21 protein-coding genes and 2 tRNA genes are annotated in these 17,207 nt (G+C 60.3%); 8 read left to right on the plus strand and 15 right to left on the minus strand.

Annotated elements, in window-relative coordinates:
* The first annotated feature begins 12 nt into the window (after positions 1–12).
* The gene (locus RHIBUN_RS0116135) at positions 13–1,503 is read left to right on the plus strand and encodes a lipopolysaccharide biosynthesis protein (RefSeq protein ID WP_025660325.1); all 1,491 of its coding nucleotides are present in this window, start codon (positions 13–15) and stop codon (positions 1,501–1,503) included.
* 42 nt (positions 1,504–1,545) lie between these two features.
* Positions 1,546–2,565 (plus strand): polysaccharide pyruvyl transferase family protein, encoded by a 1,020-nt coding sequence (locus RHIBUN_RS0116140; RefSeq protein WP_025660326.1) that lies wholly within the window; start codon positions 1,546–1,548, stop codon positions 2,563–2,565.
* A 7-nt stretch (positions 2,566–2,572) separates the two neighbouring features.
* Here RHIBUN_RS0116140 and RHIBUN_RS0116145 read toward each other — a convergent pair whose 3' ends face one another.
* A complete protein-coding gene (locus RHIBUN_RS0116145) occupies positions 2,573–3,469 on the minus strand; it encodes a DMT family transporter (protein ID WP_025660327.1) in 897 nt (298 codons plus the stop codon).
* Positions 3,470–3,618: 149 nt separating this feature from the next.
* Positions 3,619–4,047, minus strand: coding sequence for an OsmC family protein (locus tag RHIBUN_RS0116150; protein ID WP_025660328.1), 429 nt, complete (start codon positions 4,045–4,047; stop codon positions 3,619–3,621).
* Positions 4,048–4,283: 236 nt separating this feature from the next.
* On the opposite strand from RHIBUN_RS0116150, the gene RHIBUN_RS0116155 reads away from it, so the two are divergent.
* The gene (locus tag RHIBUN_RS0116155) at positions 4,284–4,490 is read left to right on the plus strand and encodes a hypothetical protein (RefSeq protein WP_018117010.1); all 207 of its coding nucleotides are present in this window, start codon (positions 4,284–4,286) and stop codon (positions 4,488–4,490) included.
* A 111-nt stretch (positions 4,491–4,601) separates the two neighbouring features.
* Here the strand turns inward: RHIBUN_RS0116155 and RHIBUN_RS0116160 are convergent, their stop codons facing one another.
* Positions 4,602–5,006, minus strand: a complete 405-nt coding sequence (locus RHIBUN_RS0116160) for a hypothetical protein (RefSeq protein WP_018117009.1) — start codon at positions 5,004–5,006, stop codon at positions 4,602–4,604.
* A gap of 242 nt (positions 5,007–5,248) precedes the next feature.
* Between RHIBUN_RS0116160 and RHIBUN_RS0116165 the strand changes: the two genes are divergently transcribed.
* Both RHIBUN_RS0116165 and RHIBUN_RS0116170 read left to right on the plus strand, forming a co-directional pair.
* The gene (locus tag RHIBUN_RS0116165) at positions 5,249–5,482 is read left to right on the plus strand and encodes a hypothetical protein (protein WP_025660329.1); all 234 of its coding nucleotides are present in this window, start codon (positions 5,249–5,251) and stop codon (positions 5,480–5,482) included.
* A gap of 204 nt (positions 5,483–5,686) precedes the next feature.
* Positions 5,687–6,337: a glutathione S-transferase family protein gene (locus RHIBUN_RS0116170; protein ID WP_025660330.1), complete on the plus strand. Its 651-nt coding sequence runs from the start codon at positions 5,687–5,689 to the stop codon at positions 6,335–6,337.
* 382 nt (positions 6,338–6,719) lie between these two features.
* Here RHIBUN_RS0116170 and RHIBUN_RS36865 read toward each other — a convergent pair whose 3' ends face one another.
* A complete protein-coding gene (locus RHIBUN_RS36865) occupies positions 6,720–6,887 on the minus strand; it encodes a hypothetical protein (protein ID WP_198021155.1) in 168 nt (55 codons plus the stop codon).
* 907 nt (positions 6,888–7,794) lie between these two features.
* On the opposite strand from RHIBUN_RS36865, the gene RHIBUN_RS0116185 reads away from it, so the two are divergent.
* Positions 7,795–8,928, plus strand: coding sequence for a pyridoxal phosphate-dependent aminotransferase (locus tag RHIBUN_RS0116185; protein ID WP_025660331.1), 1,134 nt, complete (start codon positions 7,795–7,797; stop codon positions 8,926–8,928).
* A gap of 6 nt (positions 8,929–8,934) precedes the next feature.
* On the opposite strand, the gene RHIBUN_RS0116190 is transcribed toward RHIBUN_RS0116185, so the two are convergent.
* From RHIBUN_RS0116190 to RHIBUN_RS0116240, 11 genes are all read right to left on the minus strand, one after another.
* The gene (locus tag RHIBUN_RS0116190) at positions 8,935–10,059 is read right to left on the minus strand and encodes a helix-turn-helix transcriptional regulator (RefSeq protein WP_025660332.1); all 1,125 of its coding nucleotides are present in this window, start codon (positions 10,057–10,059) and stop codon (positions 8,935–8,937) included.
* A 321-nt stretch (positions 10,060–10,380) separates the two neighbouring features.
* Positions 10,381–10,456, minus strand: a tRNA-Phe gene (locus RHIBUN_RS0116195).
* Between the two features lie 184 nt (positions 10,457–10,640).
* Positions 10,641–10,847: a DNA gyrase inhibitor YacG gene (yacG, locus tag RHIBUN_RS0116200; protein WP_025660333.1), complete on the minus strand. Its 207-nt coding sequence runs from the start codon at positions 10,845–10,847 to the stop codon at positions 10,641–10,643.
* Between the two features lie 18 nt (positions 10,848–10,865).
* On the minus strand, positions 10,866–11,486 hold the full coding sequence (locus RHIBUN_RS0116205) for a Maf-like protein (protein WP_025660334.1): 621 nt from the start codon (positions 11,484–11,486) through the stop codon (positions 10,866–10,868).
* A gap of 56 nt (positions 11,487–11,542) precedes the next feature.
* Positions 11,543–11,761 (minus strand): translation initiation factor IF-1, encoded by a 219-nt coding sequence (gene infA, locus RHIBUN_RS0116210; RefSeq protein WP_003545338.1) that lies wholly within the window; start codon positions 11,759–11,761, stop codon positions 11,543–11,545.
* A gap of 119 nt (positions 11,762–11,880) precedes the next feature.
* Positions 11,881–12,357 carry a low molecular weight phosphatase family protein gene (locus tag RHIBUN_RS0116215; RefSeq protein WP_025660335.1) on the minus strand — a complete coding sequence of 159 codons (477 nt, stop codon included), beginning with the start codon at positions 12,355–12,357 and terminating at the stop codon, positions 11,881–11,883.
* A gap of 5 nt (positions 12,358–12,362) precedes the next feature.
* Entirely contained in the window at positions 12,363–12,836 is a 474-nt protein-coding gene (locus tag RHIBUN_RS0116220; protein ID WP_025660336.1) for a UPF0262 family protein, read from the minus strand.
* 3 nt (positions 12,837–12,839) lie between these two features.
* Positions 12,840–14,138, minus strand: a complete 1,299-nt coding sequence (gene hisD, locus RHIBUN_RS0116225; RefSeq protein WP_025660337.1) for a histidinol dehydrogenase — start codon at positions 14,136–14,138, stop codon at positions 12,840–12,842.
* Positions 14,139–14,174: 36 nt separating this feature from the next.
* The gene (locus tag RHIBUN_RS0116230) at positions 14,175–14,612 is read right to left on the minus strand and encodes a DUF2948 family protein (protein WP_018858552.1); all 438 of its coding nucleotides are present in this window, start codon (positions 14,610–14,612) and stop codon (positions 14,175–14,177) included.
* Positions 14,613–14,727: 115 nt separating this feature from the next.
* The gene (murA, locus tag RHIBUN_RS0116235; protein ID WP_025660338.1) at positions 14,728–16,020 is read right to left on the minus strand and encodes a UDP-N-acetylglucosamine 1-carboxyvinyltransferase; all 1,293 of its coding nucleotides are present in this window, start codon (positions 16,018–16,020) and stop codon (positions 14,728–14,730) included.
* Positions 16,021–16,123: 103 nt separating this feature from the next.
* Positions 16,124–16,318 carry a hypothetical protein gene (locus tag RHIBUN_RS0116240; protein WP_025660339.1) on the minus strand — a complete coding sequence of 65 codons (195 nt, stop codon included), beginning with the start codon at positions 16,316–16,318 and terminating at the stop codon, positions 16,124–16,126.
* Positions 16,319–16,470: 152 nt separating this feature from the next.
* Here RHIBUN_RS0116240 and RHIBUN_RS0116245 point away from each other — a divergent pair.
* Positions 16,471–16,545, plus strand: a tRNA-Thr gene (locus RHIBUN_RS0116245).
* Between the two features lie 160 nt (positions 16,546–16,705).
* On the plus strand, positions 16,706–16,993 hold the full coding sequence (locus RHIBUN_RS0116250; RefSeq protein WP_018858555.1) for a hypothetical protein: 288 nt from the start codon (positions 16,706–16,708) through the stop codon (positions 16,991–16,993).
* The last annotated feature ends 214 nt before the right edge of the window (positions 16,994–17,207 follow it).

Raw genomic sequence — 17,207 nt, forward strand, 5'->3', positions numbered from 1 at the left:
ATTGGATAATGCATGGCCGATACGGCAATTGCGCACGCCGAGCTTAAGAAGAAAACCGCACTTTCCGTCCTCTGGTCGGTCATTCGCGTGGCCTGGAGCACAATCGCGACCTTCGTGATCTTCGTCATCCTCGCACGCATTCTCGGGCCCGGCGATTTCGGTACCTTCGCGCTTGCGAGCCTCTTCGTGGAAATCGGCCGCGTGCTTGCCTATGCAGGCCTCGGCGATGCGGTCACGCGCCAGCTTGATCTCGACGAGGAGCTTGCCGATACCGCCTTCTGGGCGACGATCGCCTTCAGCGCCATCGTTGCCTCGCTGGTGTTCTTCTTCGCGCCCTACTACGGCGATCTGGTGCGCGATCCATCGGTTTCAGGCATTCTGCGCTGGCTGGCACCACTGCTTCCGATTTCGTCGCTGGCCGTCATCCACAATGCGCGCCTTGCCCGTGAATTCGGCCACAAGAGCCTCGCCGGGCAGGCAATCGCCGCCAGCCTGCTCTCAGGCATTACCGCAGTCGTCTGCGCCTTTGTCGGCTGGGGCGTCTGGGCGCTCGTTGCGCAGACCGCGGTCAACGCCGCCGTGACCGTGCTCCTCGGCTGGTTCTACTATCCCTGGATGCCGAAGTTTCGCTTCAATGTGCCGATGTTCCGGTCCGTTTTCCTCTTCAGCATCAGCCTTGTCGTGACCCAGCTGATGTGGATGCTGCTCGCCCGCGTGCAGGATATCTTCATTTCGCGCTGGTTCGGCCCGGTCGAAGTCGGCCGCTATCGCATTGCCTGGCGGCTGATCGAGCTGATCGGCCAAGCGGTGCTGGCCCCGATCGGCAGCGTATCGCTCGTCACGCTGTCGCGCCTGCAGAACGACCACACGGCCTTCCGCAACGCCTACAACAAGATCGTCGGTGCAGCCGCGCTCGGAACCATCCCGCTGCTGCTCGGCTTCGGCGCCCTGTCGAACGACATGATCGCGCTGCTCTTCGGCAACAAGTGGGGCAATGCCGGCGATATCGCCACCGTCCTCGTGCTGATGGCGGTTCCCTTCGTCACGAACTTCTTTGCCTCGTCGGCGCTCTCGGCCGTCAACCGGGCGGAATCGATCCTGTCCGTCGCCGCCCTGCAGCTCGTGACGACGCTGATCCTCACCTGGCTGCTCGTCCCCTACGGCGTTGTCGCCGTTGCTGCGGGCTATACGCTGCGTGCCTGGCTGACGATGCCCTATCAGCAATATGTGCTTCAGCGATACGCGCATATCGACGCCAAAAGCACGCTGAAGGCCGTCGCCCTGCCCTTCTGCGGCGCGACACTGATGGCCGTCTGCGTGTGGTTCGCGCATCCGGTCATCGTAGAGCACATTCAAAACCGCTGGCTCGCGCTTGGCCTTAGCATCGGCCTGGGCGGACTGATTTACCTGGCGTTCCTGCCGATCTTCGGCCGCTCGGTCATCCGCCCTTACATCGCGCTTGCCATGTCCCTCAACCCATTCCGCAAACAGGCCGAAGCCTAGCCGCTTGCATGGACCCGAGTGTCCGTAAACAAGGAGCATTTCATGGAATCCAATATTACGATCATCAACCGCCTGCAGGGCGTGATCGCCAATTGCCTTTCCGACCTCTTTGATCCGTCCGAGCGTTTTGCGCTTCTCGACTTCCCGAACCACTACAATATTGGCGACAGCGCCATCTGGCTCGGCGAGCTTGCCTATTTCGACAAGAAACGTACGCGCCCGACCTACGTGACCGAGATCCCGACCTATGATGAAGACCGGATGCTCGGCGCGATCAGCAGCGGTCGCATTTTCCTGCACGGCGGCGGCAATTTCGGTGACATCTGGGCCGGCTACCGCCAGTTCCGCGAAGGCCTGCTCGACAAGCACAAGGGCCGCCCGATCGTCCAGATGCCGCAGACGATCCATTTCAAGGAGCAGGCAAATGTCGACAGCACCGCGCGTGCGATCGAGCGCCACGGTCAGTTCACGCTTCTCGTTCGCGACCAGCGAAGCCTGGAATTTGCCCAGCGCTGGTTCCAGTGCGAAACGCGGCTTTGCCCGGACATGGCCTTCTGCATCGGTCCGGTCACTCGACCGACGCCGCAGCACGAGCTGCTGCTCAATCTGCGTGAGGACCAGGAAGTCGGCACCGCACAGGACCTGACGGCAGCAACCTTGCGTCCGGGTACCGTGAAATCGGACTGGCCCGACGAGCCTGCCGATTTCCAGCGCCAGACGAAGCACGCCGCGATCCTGAAGGGCCTTCTGACCGGCCGTATCGGCGGCCGCGCGCGGATGACGGAGCTTGCCTATCGCGAACGGGCGCAGCAGCGTTTCGACCGTGGCGTCGCCCTGCTGAGCTCGGCGCGCCAGGTCATCACCGATCGCATGCACGGGCATATCATGTGCGTGCTCTTGGGCGCCGATCACTGCGTTCTCGACAACAGCTACGGCAAGACGAGCAGCTTCATCGAGGCCTGGGGCACCTGCAACAGCGACAAGGCGGAGCTTGCCTCAACGGTCGACGAGGCGCTCGCCATCCTCGATGCGCGTCGCGTCGCCCGTGCGGCCGCCGCCTGATTTGAGATCAGCCTCGCCGGGCAACCAGAATCCCGGCGAGCACCACTGCCCCGCCGATCGCCTGCATCGGGCCGATCGGTTCGCTGAGCAGAACCCAGGCGAGGATTGCCGCCACGACCGGCTGCAGCAGCAGCGTCAGTGAGGAGAAGGCGGCCGGCAGATAGGCGAGCGCATAGGCAATCGCCACCTGCCCGCCCGCGTGGCTGACGAAGGCAAGACCGAAGACGATCGCCCAGCCATAGGCCGTCGGCGGTAGCATGTGGCCTTCGTAGAAGAAGCCGATCGGGAAGATGCAGACAGCAGCCGACGCCGTGCTCCAGAGCATGATGCGGACCGTATCGAACCGGCTGCGCAGCTTGCCGATTGCCAGGATGTAGCCGGCATAGAACACGGCTGCGATGACCGCGACGCCATCGCCGCTGAGGTCGCCATTGCCAAGCGCCGCAGGACCGCCCTTCAGGACAACCACGCCAGAAAGCGCCAATACCAGCCCGAGAACGAAGACACGGGTAACGACTGCGCCGAAAAACAGAAGCCCGATCACCGTGACAAAGACGGGAGCCAGATTGGCAAGCAGCGTCGCATTGGCCACCGACGTCATGGTGATGGAGAGGTGCCAGGCCGCGAGATCCATGGCGAGCAGGACACCCGGCACGACCAGCAGGGCATAGTCGGATAGCTTTTCAGGCTTCGAGCCGGCATCCTTGCCCTTCGCAAGCGAGAATATGAAGATCGGGATCAGCGCCAGGGCGACGCGCCAGAAGGCCGTCGCCATCGGCCCGACTTCCGACAGCCGCACGAAGATCGGCGAGCCGCCGATCGCCGCGCCGCCGAGGATCAGGGCGGCGAGGGGAAAACGGTTGGATGCGGGGGTTTCTGCGACGGTGGAAGCGGCCTGCGACATTAGCTCTCGATGCGTTCTGACCGCCTGACGACCGGCGGCGAGCAACGGACCTATCAGAAGCGATGGTGTCGTGATAGCCGAGGAGCGACAGGGGCAGGCAAAAGCGCAATCTTATTGCCCGCCGATGCGAATTTGCAGCACCGAGCCTATCAGCCGGAAATGACGGTCGAGAATTCAGGCGCCCCGCGAATTGTGTTGCTGACCGTGCAGATTTCTTCCGCCGCATGGGCGATCTTCAGGCGCGTCTCTTCATCGAGGTCGCCCTTGATCGAGAAGGCGATGTTGAATGTCTGGACACGCGACGGGCCTTCGCTTGCCTTCTCGCCAGTAACGTCGGCCGTGATCTCCGTGATCCGGTCGAGCATGCCCATCTGGCTTGCGGCAATGCGCGCGCTCAGGACCAGGCAGGCTGACAGCGACGCATAGAGGAGGTCGAGCGGATTGAAGCCAGGTTGCGAGGTGCCGGTGACGATATCGAGCTCACCCTTGGTGGCCGAGGTGACATGTGGAAAGCCGGTGCGACCAAGAACGGCGGTTGCTCCAACGGGACGGGGACGAGCCTTGAGATCGGCGGCCATGAGAAAATCCTTTGGTGATGACAGCCTGTGCTAGATAAGGATTTTGATTGCCCGCGGCAATGCGCTTCAGCTCCGGCGAAGGGGCGGAAACAGACCACTCGGGTGATTCGGTCGACTCCAATCCGTCCGCTCGTCAACCTCAGTTTCCCATCCCGATTTCTAAGGATAGCCCCAGGTCAGCTTCAAAGTGCAATATAAGCTTGCACTAAAACAGAAACGACTCAATGGAGTTATCCATGCGAACACTTGCGGCTGTTCCTGATGCACCCAGCGTCGTCCTCGATGCCGAACCCTTCGGCTATGTCAGAAAAGTCTACCTCGACGACGAAGCCTGCTGGGGCCTGTTCGATTCCGATGGCGATGTGATCTTCGTCGGCGATGCTGCCGGCGATTGCCACGAATACGCGGCGAAGGAACAGATCCGCATTCAGATCGTCCATTGAAACTCTAGGCAACGGGCTCGCAATTAAAGCGACATCGATGTCCGGCGACGAGATGCGCTGGGCGGAGTGCCAGGCAGGGCGGCTACCCTGCCAGACGCTGCATTGGACAGATCAGCGATATGACGGCGCCGGCGGTGTGAGTACCACCTTTTCGCTGGAGAAGATGATGAAAGCGAACAGCAACACGCCGACGAAGGTGATGACCGACGCGAGAGCGACGATCGGCTCCATGGCCGTATTGCCCTGAAGCATGAGATAGAGCGCCGGCACCATGAGCGCGATGCCTGCCGTGTAGACGTAATACTGGATCATCGCGAGACGCTTCTCGGCCTTCTGAGGATTGAGGGCGTGGTAGCCGCCAAAGATCGCCATCGTCACCCAACCCAAGAGATTACAGTGCGCATGGGCGCCGATCACGCTGTGATCCTGCGAGATCGCCATGTTCAACCCCATGAGGATGCCGATAATCAGAAATATGACTGCCGTCCTGAAGTATAGCTGCGATATGCGTGGCATAGAGTATCCCCCTCCGTTTGCGCTGACAGTATTATCATTCCGCAATAGAATTGAGAACGGCGGCCGTCCGAGATTTAACCTTCTGAGGACCATTTTGTTACCGTTGCGGGCGACCGCTACGCGCCGCAACACTCCCCGCCCATCGCATCGGCATTTCACCCCTGTAGATTGGCAAAATCTTAAGCATTTCCTTAAACCCATTTCGACTATTCTGCCTCGTCGGCACATTCGTGGAGAGCGAGATGAGAGACATTTACAAACCCTTCGTCGCCACTGATGACCCCGACCGGGACATCCGCTGCCAGGACGCGCTGCAGTTCGCCTTCCGCGATCTCGTCGCGGCATCGGTCGATGCGGGCTGGAGCGAGCACGAAGCGCTCGAGGCGATCGCTACGCTTGCGGACGACGGCCTCCGGCGGATCGGCGCCAATGATGACGCCCAGACGCTGCTCGATGTGCTGCGAAGGATGGCTTAGTCGAAGCAGGCAAGGCGCCCTTCGCGATGTGGGCGTTTGCGGCCTGTGCGGAAGAAACGGCTAGCATAAGTCGAAAGCTGCCCCCTCGCGCCAGCAAGAATCCTTCCCCTATTTGAACCAACCGCGAGGACTATCTTGAACATTGGGTGTCGGAATCTCGTTTAGCCGGTCGTCTTCAAGACAGACACGCTATGGAGAACAACAATGGCCATCACCATTACCGCCTTTGAACGGTCGCCCGATCGTGGCAGGGGTTTGGCGCGCGACATGCGCGTTCGCTGGGCGCTCGAAGAAGTGAACCAGCCTTACGACGTTCGTCTTCTTTCGTTCAAAGCGATGAAGGAACCCGCGCATCTCGCGGTCCAACCTTTCGGGCAGATTCCGACCTATGAGGAGGGCGATCTCGCCTTGTTCGAATCGGGGGCGATCGTGCTGCATATCGCGGAGCGCCATGCGGGCCTCCTGCCTGACGATACAAATGGTCGGGCACGCGCGATCGAATGGATGTTTGCCGCGCTGAACACGATAGAGCCGCCGATCGTCGATAGAGAAGTTGCCAGATTCCTGGAGGGCGACCAGCCCTGGTACGAGCAACGCCTGCCCATGATTGACAAACGCATTCGCAAGCGACTGAGCGAACTTTCCGATCGGCTTGGCGATGCCGACTGGCTCGACGGGAACTTCAGTGCCGCCGACATCCTCATGGTGACGGTACTGCGCAGATTGGAAGGATTGGGCATGCTGGACGCATACCCGATCCTTTCCGCCTATGTCGCCCGCGGCAAAGCTCGGCCGGCCTTCAAGCGTGCCTTCGACGCCCAGTTGGCGGTTTTCACAGCAGCATCGGCTGACTGAGAAAGGATCTACTTTGGGCCGTGCCTACCACCACGCCTCAGCACGTGAGCCGGGCGACGGTAAAGGCGGAGGCTGATGACCTGCCTCAGTTGGCGGCCAGCAAGCCATCGGCGGTGAGCGTTCTCTATCAGGCCGGGTCAGCGACGACGGGCCTGGGCGACGAGTGAGATGTCAATCTCGGTTTCAGCGATCCAGGAGCAGTCAACGGCAATATCGACATGGGTCCTGGCCGCGACACACTCTACACAGAGGGCAGGCAGATCACGAGTCCCGTCAATATGGGCGACGGCGCCGATTGGGCCGCAGTCACGGGAGGCACCCCTGTCGTCGAATTTCGCGGACGTCCTTCAGCACGGTGGCGATCGTCTCAATCACGTCGTCATCAGTGAAGGTCAAGGCTGAGTTGCTGGCCTTTGATTACTGGCAGAGGGCGGCCGATATCGATCTGGCCGAAAACGCGTTTGCGGCGCTCGGCATCGCGCTCCCGCTCCGCCCGGCTTGCGGCGACGGCAGCAAGGGCATTCGCGATAACCTGTTCAGTATGGGTCATGAGAACCTCCATAGGAATGTTCCTATTTTGTTCTCATTTTGCGACAGCGTCAAGGGGCGTATTCACGCCGTGCAAGGTACCGCTCCACCGGCACCACACAAAGACAATTTCGCCGTCAAGTGTTCGTTCGCATGCGCCAGATGGGGTGGTAGATTGTTTCTCTACACGAGTTCAACCGCTGCAGGGAGAAACCGATGCGCAGACTTCGGATGCTTATACTGATAGGGTTCGCCGCGTTTGCTTCGGCCTGCACAACAACTCCGCAAAGTTCAAATCGCGGAGATTTTCAGTATCAACCGCGGTATTCCGTGAATCCCGCCTGTGCACATGGCTTCAGACCGACAAACGCGTTGTCGTGCGGTTACTGACCGGGGCTGGGCCAATTGAGGGCGAACGAGGCGCTCAAGCGTCCTGCGTTCGCCTTCGTGGGCCAGCCTAGCTGCACGCTGTGCCAAAGAGGTTTCCCTGCGGGTGGCCTTACGACTGGTGCGTCACGGCTGTGGAGAAGCCAATGATCTTCGTGGCAGCCGGAGGTACCGCATCCACACCGCGATTTTCCTTAACCGCATGACCCAAACGGGTCATGCGGTTGTATTGTCTCAACACTAAAATCCGGTCCGTTAGAGGGGGGACGGGGTCTGCCGCAGCCGGTGGACGAATGGTGAGGCGTTTTGTCGTCTGTCGGTGGGAGGAAGTGGGTCGCCATCGCAACGACTGACAGAACAACGACCATCATTCCTGACGCATGCCGCCATGGGCAGACCCTTCCCAACTGATATGGAAAATCAGGAAATTCCCGGAAGTCGCGGATGCATACTGCTTGGCGTCACCCAACTTCCGGCATTCATGCCATGACGGTTCAACCTATCAACGATGGGTCATTTCGAACCAGAAGGACGTGTCGCAAATGCAGCTTGCACCGTACCTGCTTGATCAATGGTTGGCGAAATACGGATCCTCGCGATCCCCTATACTCTACGACCTGGCTTCGAGCGCGGGACCGACCTGGACATTGAGGGAACTGCTAGCTTTGGGAAACGAGGCGGTGAATGTCTCGGAAGTCGTTCTGGGCGACGCGCCTCCCGACGGCGACCCTGATCTCCGAGGGGTGATCGCTGCGCTTTACGACGTCGATCCGGAATGGGTCGTTGTGACGTCCGGTGCATCGGAGGCAATCGCGATCCTGCTTTGTATATCGGCCCAGCCGGATCACAATGTCCTTATTCCGAACCCCGCATTTACTCCCTTCGAAGTTATGGCGCAGGCATGGGGTTTGCAAACCCGTCGATACGAGTTGTCGCGGGACAACGGCTATCGGCAGGACGCCGATCAAATCCTTGCGGCTTCGGACCACAAGACCGTTTTGACGTTGGTCAATACGCCACACAATCTGGCGGGAACGATCCTGTCACGCGGCAAGATTTCCGAACTCGCAGCCGGCCTCCGGGACCGCGGGATTCCGCTGGTTGTGGATGAGGCCTATCACCCTGTCTATTTCGGGACGGCCGAACGGTCGGCAACAGGCATCGAAAATGTGATTGTCATCGGTGACATGTCGAAGACATTTAGCCTTCCTGGACTGCGTTTGGGATGGATTGTCGACCCCGATGGGCGGAGACGGAAGCGCATCGTCGAAGCACGAAGCTACTTCACGATGGGCAGCGCGCCGCTCCTGGAGAGGATCGGAACCCACGCCCTTGCCAATCGCAACGCTATTCTTGCGCGGTTGCGCTCAGTGGCGTCCGCAAATTTTACGAAGCTTGCGAGCTTCATGGAGAGCCAGCCAGGCATCCTGTCGTGGGTTAAGCCTCAAGCCGGGACAATCGCGTTCCCCTGGGTTATGGACGGCAGAAACGCCCGCCCGATCTGCATGGCGCTCGCCGATGCCGGCGTCCTGGTCGTGCCAGGCGACTGCTTTAGATGCCCGGACCACTTTCGCGTCGGATTTGCCGCCCGTGCTAAAGGTTTTGACGTAGCTCTTTCGATATTTTCGGAGACCTTGAGGAAAGAATATTGGGTTTCCGGCCACGCAAAAATCTAGCGCGCGTCAATTCGCGGGTCGCGTCTGGCCGAACTGCGAAAGGACGGCGACAAGTTCCGACTGCCTATGCGTGTTCGTCTTGCCGAAGATGGCCTTGAGATGGTTTCTGGCCGTCTCGTGGGAGATGCAACATTCCCTGGAAACGTCGTCGAGGGAAAGTCCCATCGCCAGCTTCTGCGCCAGCTTGGATTCGCTTGGGGTCAATGAGAAGCATTTCTGAAGGCACGCTTGCGTGGGCGAGCGCCGCTCATCCGGATCGATCAGGATTGCGACGGCCTGCCCGGGAGCCAGCGGGTTGAATGCGATCGAAGCTAGGGAAGTCACATAGGCGAGGATCGGAACGCGATCCTGTCGCGGCAACCGGATCGGATCGGCGAACGTCGTGTCCTTTCGGAGTATCACCTGTGCGAGGGCCATCTCGAACAACCTCGAAGCCGAGGTGTCGTATGAGTATAAGCGCTTTGCCCGCACGGTGATTGTAGGACAGGTTTCATCCCTGGCAGGCTCGTTGACAATGCGCTCGGCTGCCGCATTCAACCTTAGAACATTGCCGCATCCATCAAAGATGATCGCCGCCGTCATGCTCATGTCGAAGGCCTCGAGTGCAGCATCGATGCGCCCGAGGCCGAGCGTCCTTGTTATGGCGCAGGCCGTGCCGAGACGCCCTGAGAGGCTCACCAGGGAGTGCAGCTGTGCCGGAGTAAACGGACCGAGACTTGGGGAGCGTTGCAGGGCCAGACACCAGAGGCTGTCGCTCGACGCGACCTTGACCCCAGCGAACCATTGCAGCCCGTTCGGTGCGAGGAATTCCTGGTAGTAGGGATGCCTCGAGATGCTATCGGGGGTGAATATGTCGAAATCCGTCGCAACACCCCTCTGCACCAGCGTCGAAAGCACCCCGTAGCGGACGTCGCGATCAATCCAGCCACCCTCGACATAGGCCTCGAGCGACCGAACCATGCTTTCGCTGTGTGGCAGTCCTGGCAGATGATTGCCGGTATCAAAAAGAACCGCACCGGTGCATCCAGTGGCGATCGTGACGGCGTTCATCGCCTCGTTCCATTTCGTTGGATCGAGTGCCGCCTCGACGAACGCGCGTTCTATGCTAGCAACGTCGAATTCCATCCCCATGGCTCGGTCCCCCAACCGAAATCGCCCTGAGATAACCTGGCACCAGCGAATGGCCGGCTTCACCCCTCGCCTCAATGTCAGAGGATACTAATTTACCTCCGTCCGTGTTGCAACTACACGATGCAGCCTCAAGCGGTTGGGATTGACCAGGGGGTGCGTTGTCGGTGGAGCGGCTCCCGGAATCGCGCAAACCTGCCAGCAATGCAAATTGAACGGATAGTCCGCTTGGGGCCGAAAGCGGTCATTAAGAGATAGTGGCATCCAGCCAAGCCAGGCTTCTGGAAACTTGGCTAGATAAACACGACTAAATGGGTGGTGAAATGGTGCCCAGAGCCGGAATCGAACCAGCGACACGCGGATTTTCAATCCGCTGCTCTACCAACTGAGCTATCTGGGCTAACCCGCTTCGCAGACATTCTTTCCTGGGAAAGAACCGAGGGGCCTTGGTTCGCCCCGGAAGCGAGCGGGGTTATAGCATCTTGTCCGGACATGGCAAGCGCCAAATGACAGTTTTTTGAGAAGCCTTGGAATTTTCCAAATTCATCAACGAATTTAATGGCTTCGCCCGTGGAAAAACCGGCCTATTGCTCGTCCTCGTAATCCGCCTTCGCTTCGTCGTCGGCAACGGGGATGGCGTATGAGCCGGAGAGCCAGCGCGAAAGATCGAGCTCGCGGCAGCGGTTCGAGCAAAACGGGTAGTGTTCGCGGTTGGACGGCTTGCCGCATTCCGGGCAGGGCCGCGTCTTGCGCAGCGGTTCGACCTTGGCGGCCTTGCTTTCGTCAGACATCAGCGGTTCCTTCGAGGATCAGCCCTCGGGCCACCGGCTATGCACGTCAAAGCCTTCGCCGGTCAGCAAAAGGATGGTTTCATAAAGCGGCAGGCCGACGACGTTGGTGTAGGAGCCAACCATCTTCTGCACAAATGTTCCGGCCAGGCCCTGGATACCGTAGGCCCCGGCCTTGCCGCGCCACTGCCCTGACGCAAGGTAGTTCTCGATCTCGAAACCGGAAAGACGCTTGAAGCGAACCTTCGTCTCGACAATCTTCTGGCGGATCTTGCGGTCGGGCGTCACCAGGCAGACGCCGGTATAGACCCAGTGGCTGCGCCCGGACAAGAGATACAACGAGGCTGACGCCTCATCCGCGAACTCGGCCTTGCCAAGAATACGGCGTCCGACAGCTACGACGGTATCGGCGGACAGGATGTAACTGCCCTTCCACGTCATGTCGCCCTTGATGGCGGCAAGTGCTGCCTCGGCCTTTTCCGTCGACAGGCGCCGGGCGAGCGAGCGCGGGTGCTCAGACTTCTTCGGCGTCTCGTCGATATCCATCGGCATGAGACGCGAAGGCTCGATCCCTGCCTGATTGAGCAGATCAACGCGGCGGGGCGAGCCGGAAGCCAGAATGAGCTTGTATTTCAGCGCCATGGAACCTCGACCACCGGAAGACGGAGAAAGCGGCCTTTCAAGCCTTATATGCAGGCCTACTTGAAGCGGTAGGTGATGCGGCCCTTGGTCAGGTCGTAGGGCGTCATTTCAACGAGAACCTTGTCGCCGGCCAGAACGCGGATGCGGTTCTTGCGCATGCGGCCAGCAGTGTGAGCGATGATCTCGTGTTCGTTTTCGAGCTTTACGCGGAACGTTGCGTTCGGCAGAAGCTCGGTCACAATACCCGGAAATTCGAGGACTTCTTCTTTAGGCATATAGTGGTTTTCTTCCTGTGGGTTGAGATGACGGCGGCAGCCGCCCCAAAATTTTGGGCGGAAACTACACAATCAACGAGGGTTTGTGAACCTAATTGATCGCGTTTCCGTCATTTGTTTCACGCCGAATGCGCGGCGATGGTGTTTCTTCTAACCAGCCGGCTCTCGATCAGTTCGGTCAGATGATCGCGGACTTGCCGGTAGCTGTCCAGAATCTGCTCTCGCGTGCCCTGAACAACTGTCGGATCGATGGTTGGCCAATAGACGACTTCGATGGCTTTCGACCGGGTCAGTTCGAGCGCTGCATGGTGCGCCTGCGGCGAGAGCGAGATGATCAGGTCGAAGTAATCATCTTCCAGTTCTTCCAGCGTATGCGGATGATGCCGGCCAAGCGAAAGGCCGATCTCCTCAAGCGCAACATCGACGAAGGGGTCCCGCTCCCCCGAACGGACGCCCGCGGACCTGATATAGACGTTCGCAGGCAGCATGCTGCGGGCGATCACCTCGGCCATCGGGGAGCGAATGCAGTTCATGCCGCACATGAACAGGATGGCTCCCGGCCTTTTTCCTTCGCCTGCGTCGACCTGCGCTTCCATCGACGTCAACCGCGCCAGTAAAGCACGCAAACCAGCGTGAACAGCCGGCGTGCGGTATCGAAATCGATCTCGATCTTGCCGTTCAGGCGGTCCCTCAGCGTCTGCGAGCCCTCATTGTGAATGCCGCGCCGTCCCATGTCGATCGCCTCGATGCGGCTCGGCGAGGCTGAGCGGATCGCCTCGTAGTAGCTTTCACAGATCAGGAAATAATCCTTCACGATGCGACGAAACGGGGTCAAGGACAGGATGTGGGTGGCGACGGCGCCTCCGTCCTCCGTCGTGATCGCGAAAACCAGCTTGGAGTCGACCAGCGAGATATTCAGCCGGTACGGCCCACCGGAATGACCCACGGGCGTAAAGCTGTTTTCCTCGACAAGATCGAAGATGGCGACCGCGCGCTCGTGCTCGACGTCGGGCGTCGCTCTGCCGATGCTGTCGTCAAGGACGACGTCGCAAAGCCGAAAGTCGCCCGCTGCCATCTGTCACCCTTCCAGGTTCAGGCGGATCGCGACCGACCGTGCGTGTGCGTCCAGTCCTTCGGAAACGGCCAGCGCTATGGCGGCGGGACCGAGCGTGCGAAGCTGCTCGGGACCGAGGCGCAGGATCGAGGTGCGCTTGACGAAATCGAGCACCGAGAGACCGGAGGAGAACCGGGCCGAGCGGGCCGTCGGCAGAACGTGGTTCGAGCCGCCGACATAGTCACCGATCACTTCAGGCGTATGGGCGCCGATGAAGATCGCGCCGGCATTGCGGATGCGGGGCAGCAGCGCGTCCGGATCGGCAACGGCAAGCTCCAGGTGTTCGGGCGCAATCCGGTTTGCCAGCGGAATGGCGTCCTTGAGCGACTTCACGAGAATGATCGCTCCAAAGTCGCGCCAGCTTGCGGCAGCGGTTTCGGCCCGATTGAGCAGTTTCAACTGCCGCTCGACGGCTGCTTCCACGGACCGGGCGAACTCCGCATCGTCAGTCGCGAGGATCGCCTGCGCGCTCGCATCGTGCTCGGCCTGCGCCAGAAGATCGGCCGCCACCCAGTCCGGATTGTTATCCTTGTCGGCGATGACAAGCACTTCCGAGGGACCGGCGATCATGTCGATGCCGACGGTGCCGAAGACCTGGCGCTTGGCGGCAGCCACATAGGCATTGCCCGGGCCGGTGATCTTGGCGACCGGCGCGATCGTTTCGGTGCCGTAGGCAAGGGCTGCAACGGCCTGCGCACCGCCGAGCCGATAGATTTCGGTGACGCCCGCGAGTTTGGCGGCGGCGAGCACGGCCCGATTGACCACGCCACCGGTTGCCGGAACGACAATGACGATGCGGTCGACGCCGGCAACCTTGGCCGGTACCGCGTTCATCAGCACCGAGCTCGGATAGCTCGCAGTACCGCCCGGCACATAAAGGCCGACCGCCTCGATCGCCGTCCAGCGAGACCCGAGACCGACGCCCATGTCGTCCTCATAGATATCGTCCTTCGGCAACTGGCGGCGATGATGCGATTCGATCCGCACGGCCGCGACCTTCAGCGCGCCAAGCACCTCGGCCGGCACCGCTTCGACCGCTGCGTCGATCTCGGCTTCCGTCACGCGCATCGGCGTTACGGCAAAATCGATCCCGTCGAATTTCTTCGAGTATTCGGCAAGCGCCACGTCGCCGCGTGCCCTGACGTCATCGATGATGGCGCGGACTGCCGTATTCACATCCTCGGAGACTTCGCGTTTGGTCGTCAGGAAGGCGGCAAACCGTTGCTCGAAGCCTTCCGATGCCTGATCCAGCCAGATTGCCAATGCGATATTCCTCTTTGATAACAGAACAACCAGTTCTCAGGCGCCGGGATGGCGCGGCTTGGATGCGGTTTCCCACGCTCCGCCGATATCCGCAAGCTGAACCTCGATGCATTCGACATCGAGCGCAACACTTGCCGTGCCTGACAGCGCCAGCTCGACCGTTCCCTCCGGCCCCTCGCCCTTCTGCTCGAAGCGGATAGCAAGCAGCGACAGCACCGCGTCGCGGTTCTCGCGATCGATGCCGGTGGAGCGAACCGCAAGTACACGCTTGAAGACGACAGCTGCGCGGCGGCGTTCGAACCCCCTGCGCTTCTTGCCGGCTTCTTCCCACACGAAGCGGTTGACGGCGACCGAGAACTGACCTTCGCGCGGCGACCAGGCCAGATCGGCGACCTTGAAGACGCTATCCTGCAAATGCGCGGAGACGACGGCAAGATCTTCGCTATCGAGCGCTACCAGCTTCAGGTCGGTCATTCAGGCAATACCCCATCGCCAATGCATCGCCGGAATGGCGATGCGTCAGACAACGGACATAAGGCGCGACACGACAATGCGCAACCATATCGAAGGGCTGAGAAGCGCGCTTTCGTTATTCGCTCACACGCTCGACGATGGCGCCGCAGCGGGTCAGCTTTTCTTCCAGGCGCTCAAAGCCGCGATCGAGGTGATAGACACGGGACACCATCGTCTCGCCTTCGGCGGCAAGGCCGGCGATGACGAGCGATACGGAGGCGCGCAGGTCGGTCGCCATGACGGGCGCACCCTTCAGCCGCGGAACGCCTTCGATCTTCGCCGTCTGGCCAGACAGCGAGATCTTCGCGCCCAGGCGCGCTAGTTCCTGCACATGCATGAAGCGGTTTTCGAAAATCGTCTCGGTGACATGCGAGATGCCGGTCGAACGCGTCATTAGCGCCATGAATTGCGCCTGCAGGTCGGTGGGGAAGCCCGGGAAGGGATCGGTGACGATATCCACCGGCTTGATGCCGACGCCATTGCGGCGGATGCGCATTCCGTTGCTGGTCGGCGAGATTTCGGCACCGGCGCGGCGGAGCGTTTCAAGGGCCGTGTCGAGAAGCGCGATATCCGTGTGCTCAAGAGTGACATCGCCGCCGGCCATGGCGACGGCCATGGCATAAGTGCCGGTCTCGATGCGATCGGGCAGGACGCGATGGCGCGCGCCGGAAAGCGACGAGACGCCCTCGATCGTAATCGTGCTGGTGCCGGCGCCGGAGATCTTGGCGCCCATGGCAATGAGGCAGTTGGCGAGGTCGACGACCTCCGGTTCGCGGGCGGCGTTGCCAATGACGGTCGTGCCGCGGGCAAGCGTTGCGGCCATCATCATGACGTGAGTCGCACCGACGGATACCTTCGGGAAGGTGTAGCGGGCGCCGATCAAGCCGCCCTTCGGTGCCGTCGCATTGATGTAGCCGCTGTCGATCTCGAGGTTCGCGCCAAGCGCGGTCAGGCCATCGAGGAAGAGGTCGACCGGACGCGTGCCGATGGCGCAGCCGCCCGGCAGCGAGACGCGGCACTGGCCTTCGCGGGCCAGCAGCGGACCGATGACCCAGAAGGAGGCGCGCATCTTGGACACCAGCTCATAGGGAGCGGTGGTATCCACGATGGTGCGGCAGGTGAAGTGGATGGTGCGCGAGTAAGCGTCTTCCTGCCGCTCGCGGCGGCCGTTGACGGCAACGTCGACGCCGTGATTGCCGAGGATGCGCATCAAAAGCTCGACATCGGCCAGATGCGGCACGTTCTCAAGCGTCAGTGTATCGCTGGTAAGTAGCGAGGCGATCATCAGCGGCAGGGCGGCATTCTTGGCGCCGGAAATCGGAATGATGCCGTTAAGCTCATTACCGCCGACAATTCTAATACGATCCATGTGCGCTTACGGGCGATGCCCGCCTTTCTGAAAGGCTGTCTGTAAAAAGATGCGGGTGTTTAGACGAAATTAGCGGGGGCTTCAATTCGCCGTGAACCGAACATTATGATTCGTCCATTTTTGCGGCAGGCAGGCCATCCGTCTCATCCGCCTGCCCCGATCGACGCGCACGGGTCTGCTGTTTGCGGCGGGACAAATTTTCTCGGAGCTTTTCGGCGGCCCGCTCGCGACGTAGTTTTGCCTGGCGTTCGATCTCGGCCTTGCGGCTCTTCTGGCCTTTTTCGGTGTTTTCGGTCATCGCCCAGACTTAGCCGAATTCGCGCCAATCCAAAAGTGGGCCGGCCTCAATCTCTACAAAGATGGAAATTGCGGCTTGCGCTTATCATGAAGCTGTGGCAATAGGCCCCCCGTTCACGCAATGCAGCCGGTTCGGTTGCGCGTCTGGTTCCTGCTGCCGTAGCTCAGTGGTAGAGCACACCCTTGGTAAGGGTGAGGTCGGTGGTTCAATCCCACTCGGCAGCACCAGTTTTCTCTAGGAAAATCAGATAGAAGAGCGTGGACGTCAGCGACCGAGAGGCGCGCGAAACGACGTGAAAGTGTGGAACAGACCACGAATTGCACAGAAAATCCGTGCGGCATGTTCCCGTCACGTTCTCACGAGACAGAAGACAAATAGGTTTCCTACATGATCGAGCTTACGCCATCGCAGATTGCCGCACTGAAACTCGCTCGGGACGGAGACCTGTATCTTCAGCCATCGAACAAATGGACGCACCAGAATGCGACGGTAACCTACGCAAAGTCGGACCGCTGGAAGGAACGGCCTCTGAAAGTGAAGTCCGTAACAGCCAAAGTTCTGGATGAGCTAAAGGCGCCTGGCTTGCTGGAGCGGCGGCATCTCGACGATAACGCTTCGAAAGACGTCTACGGGATAACAATGGCCGGGAAGGTATGGCTACTGAAGAACAAGTAGGCTTAAGTGCATTGGTGTCCAGAGCCGGCACACGGAAACTCAACAAAAACAAGACGGGTAGCGTGTGACTGGACACTCATTGTTGCCACGCCGTCATTATGCTTTTTGGAAAAGTGTCCAGCCGTTTTTAGGAGTGAGAGTGGCCGTTTACGTCGATCCACAGCGGCATAAACTCGGGCGGATGAGACCTATCCCCAGATGCTCGGAAGCTTCC

The organism is Rhizobium sp. IBUN (assembly GCF_000510625.1).
In the GTDB taxonomy this organism is placed as follows: domain Bacteria; phylum Pseudomonadota; class Alphaproteobacteria; order Rhizobiales; family Rhizobiaceae; genus Rhizobium; species Rhizobium altiplani.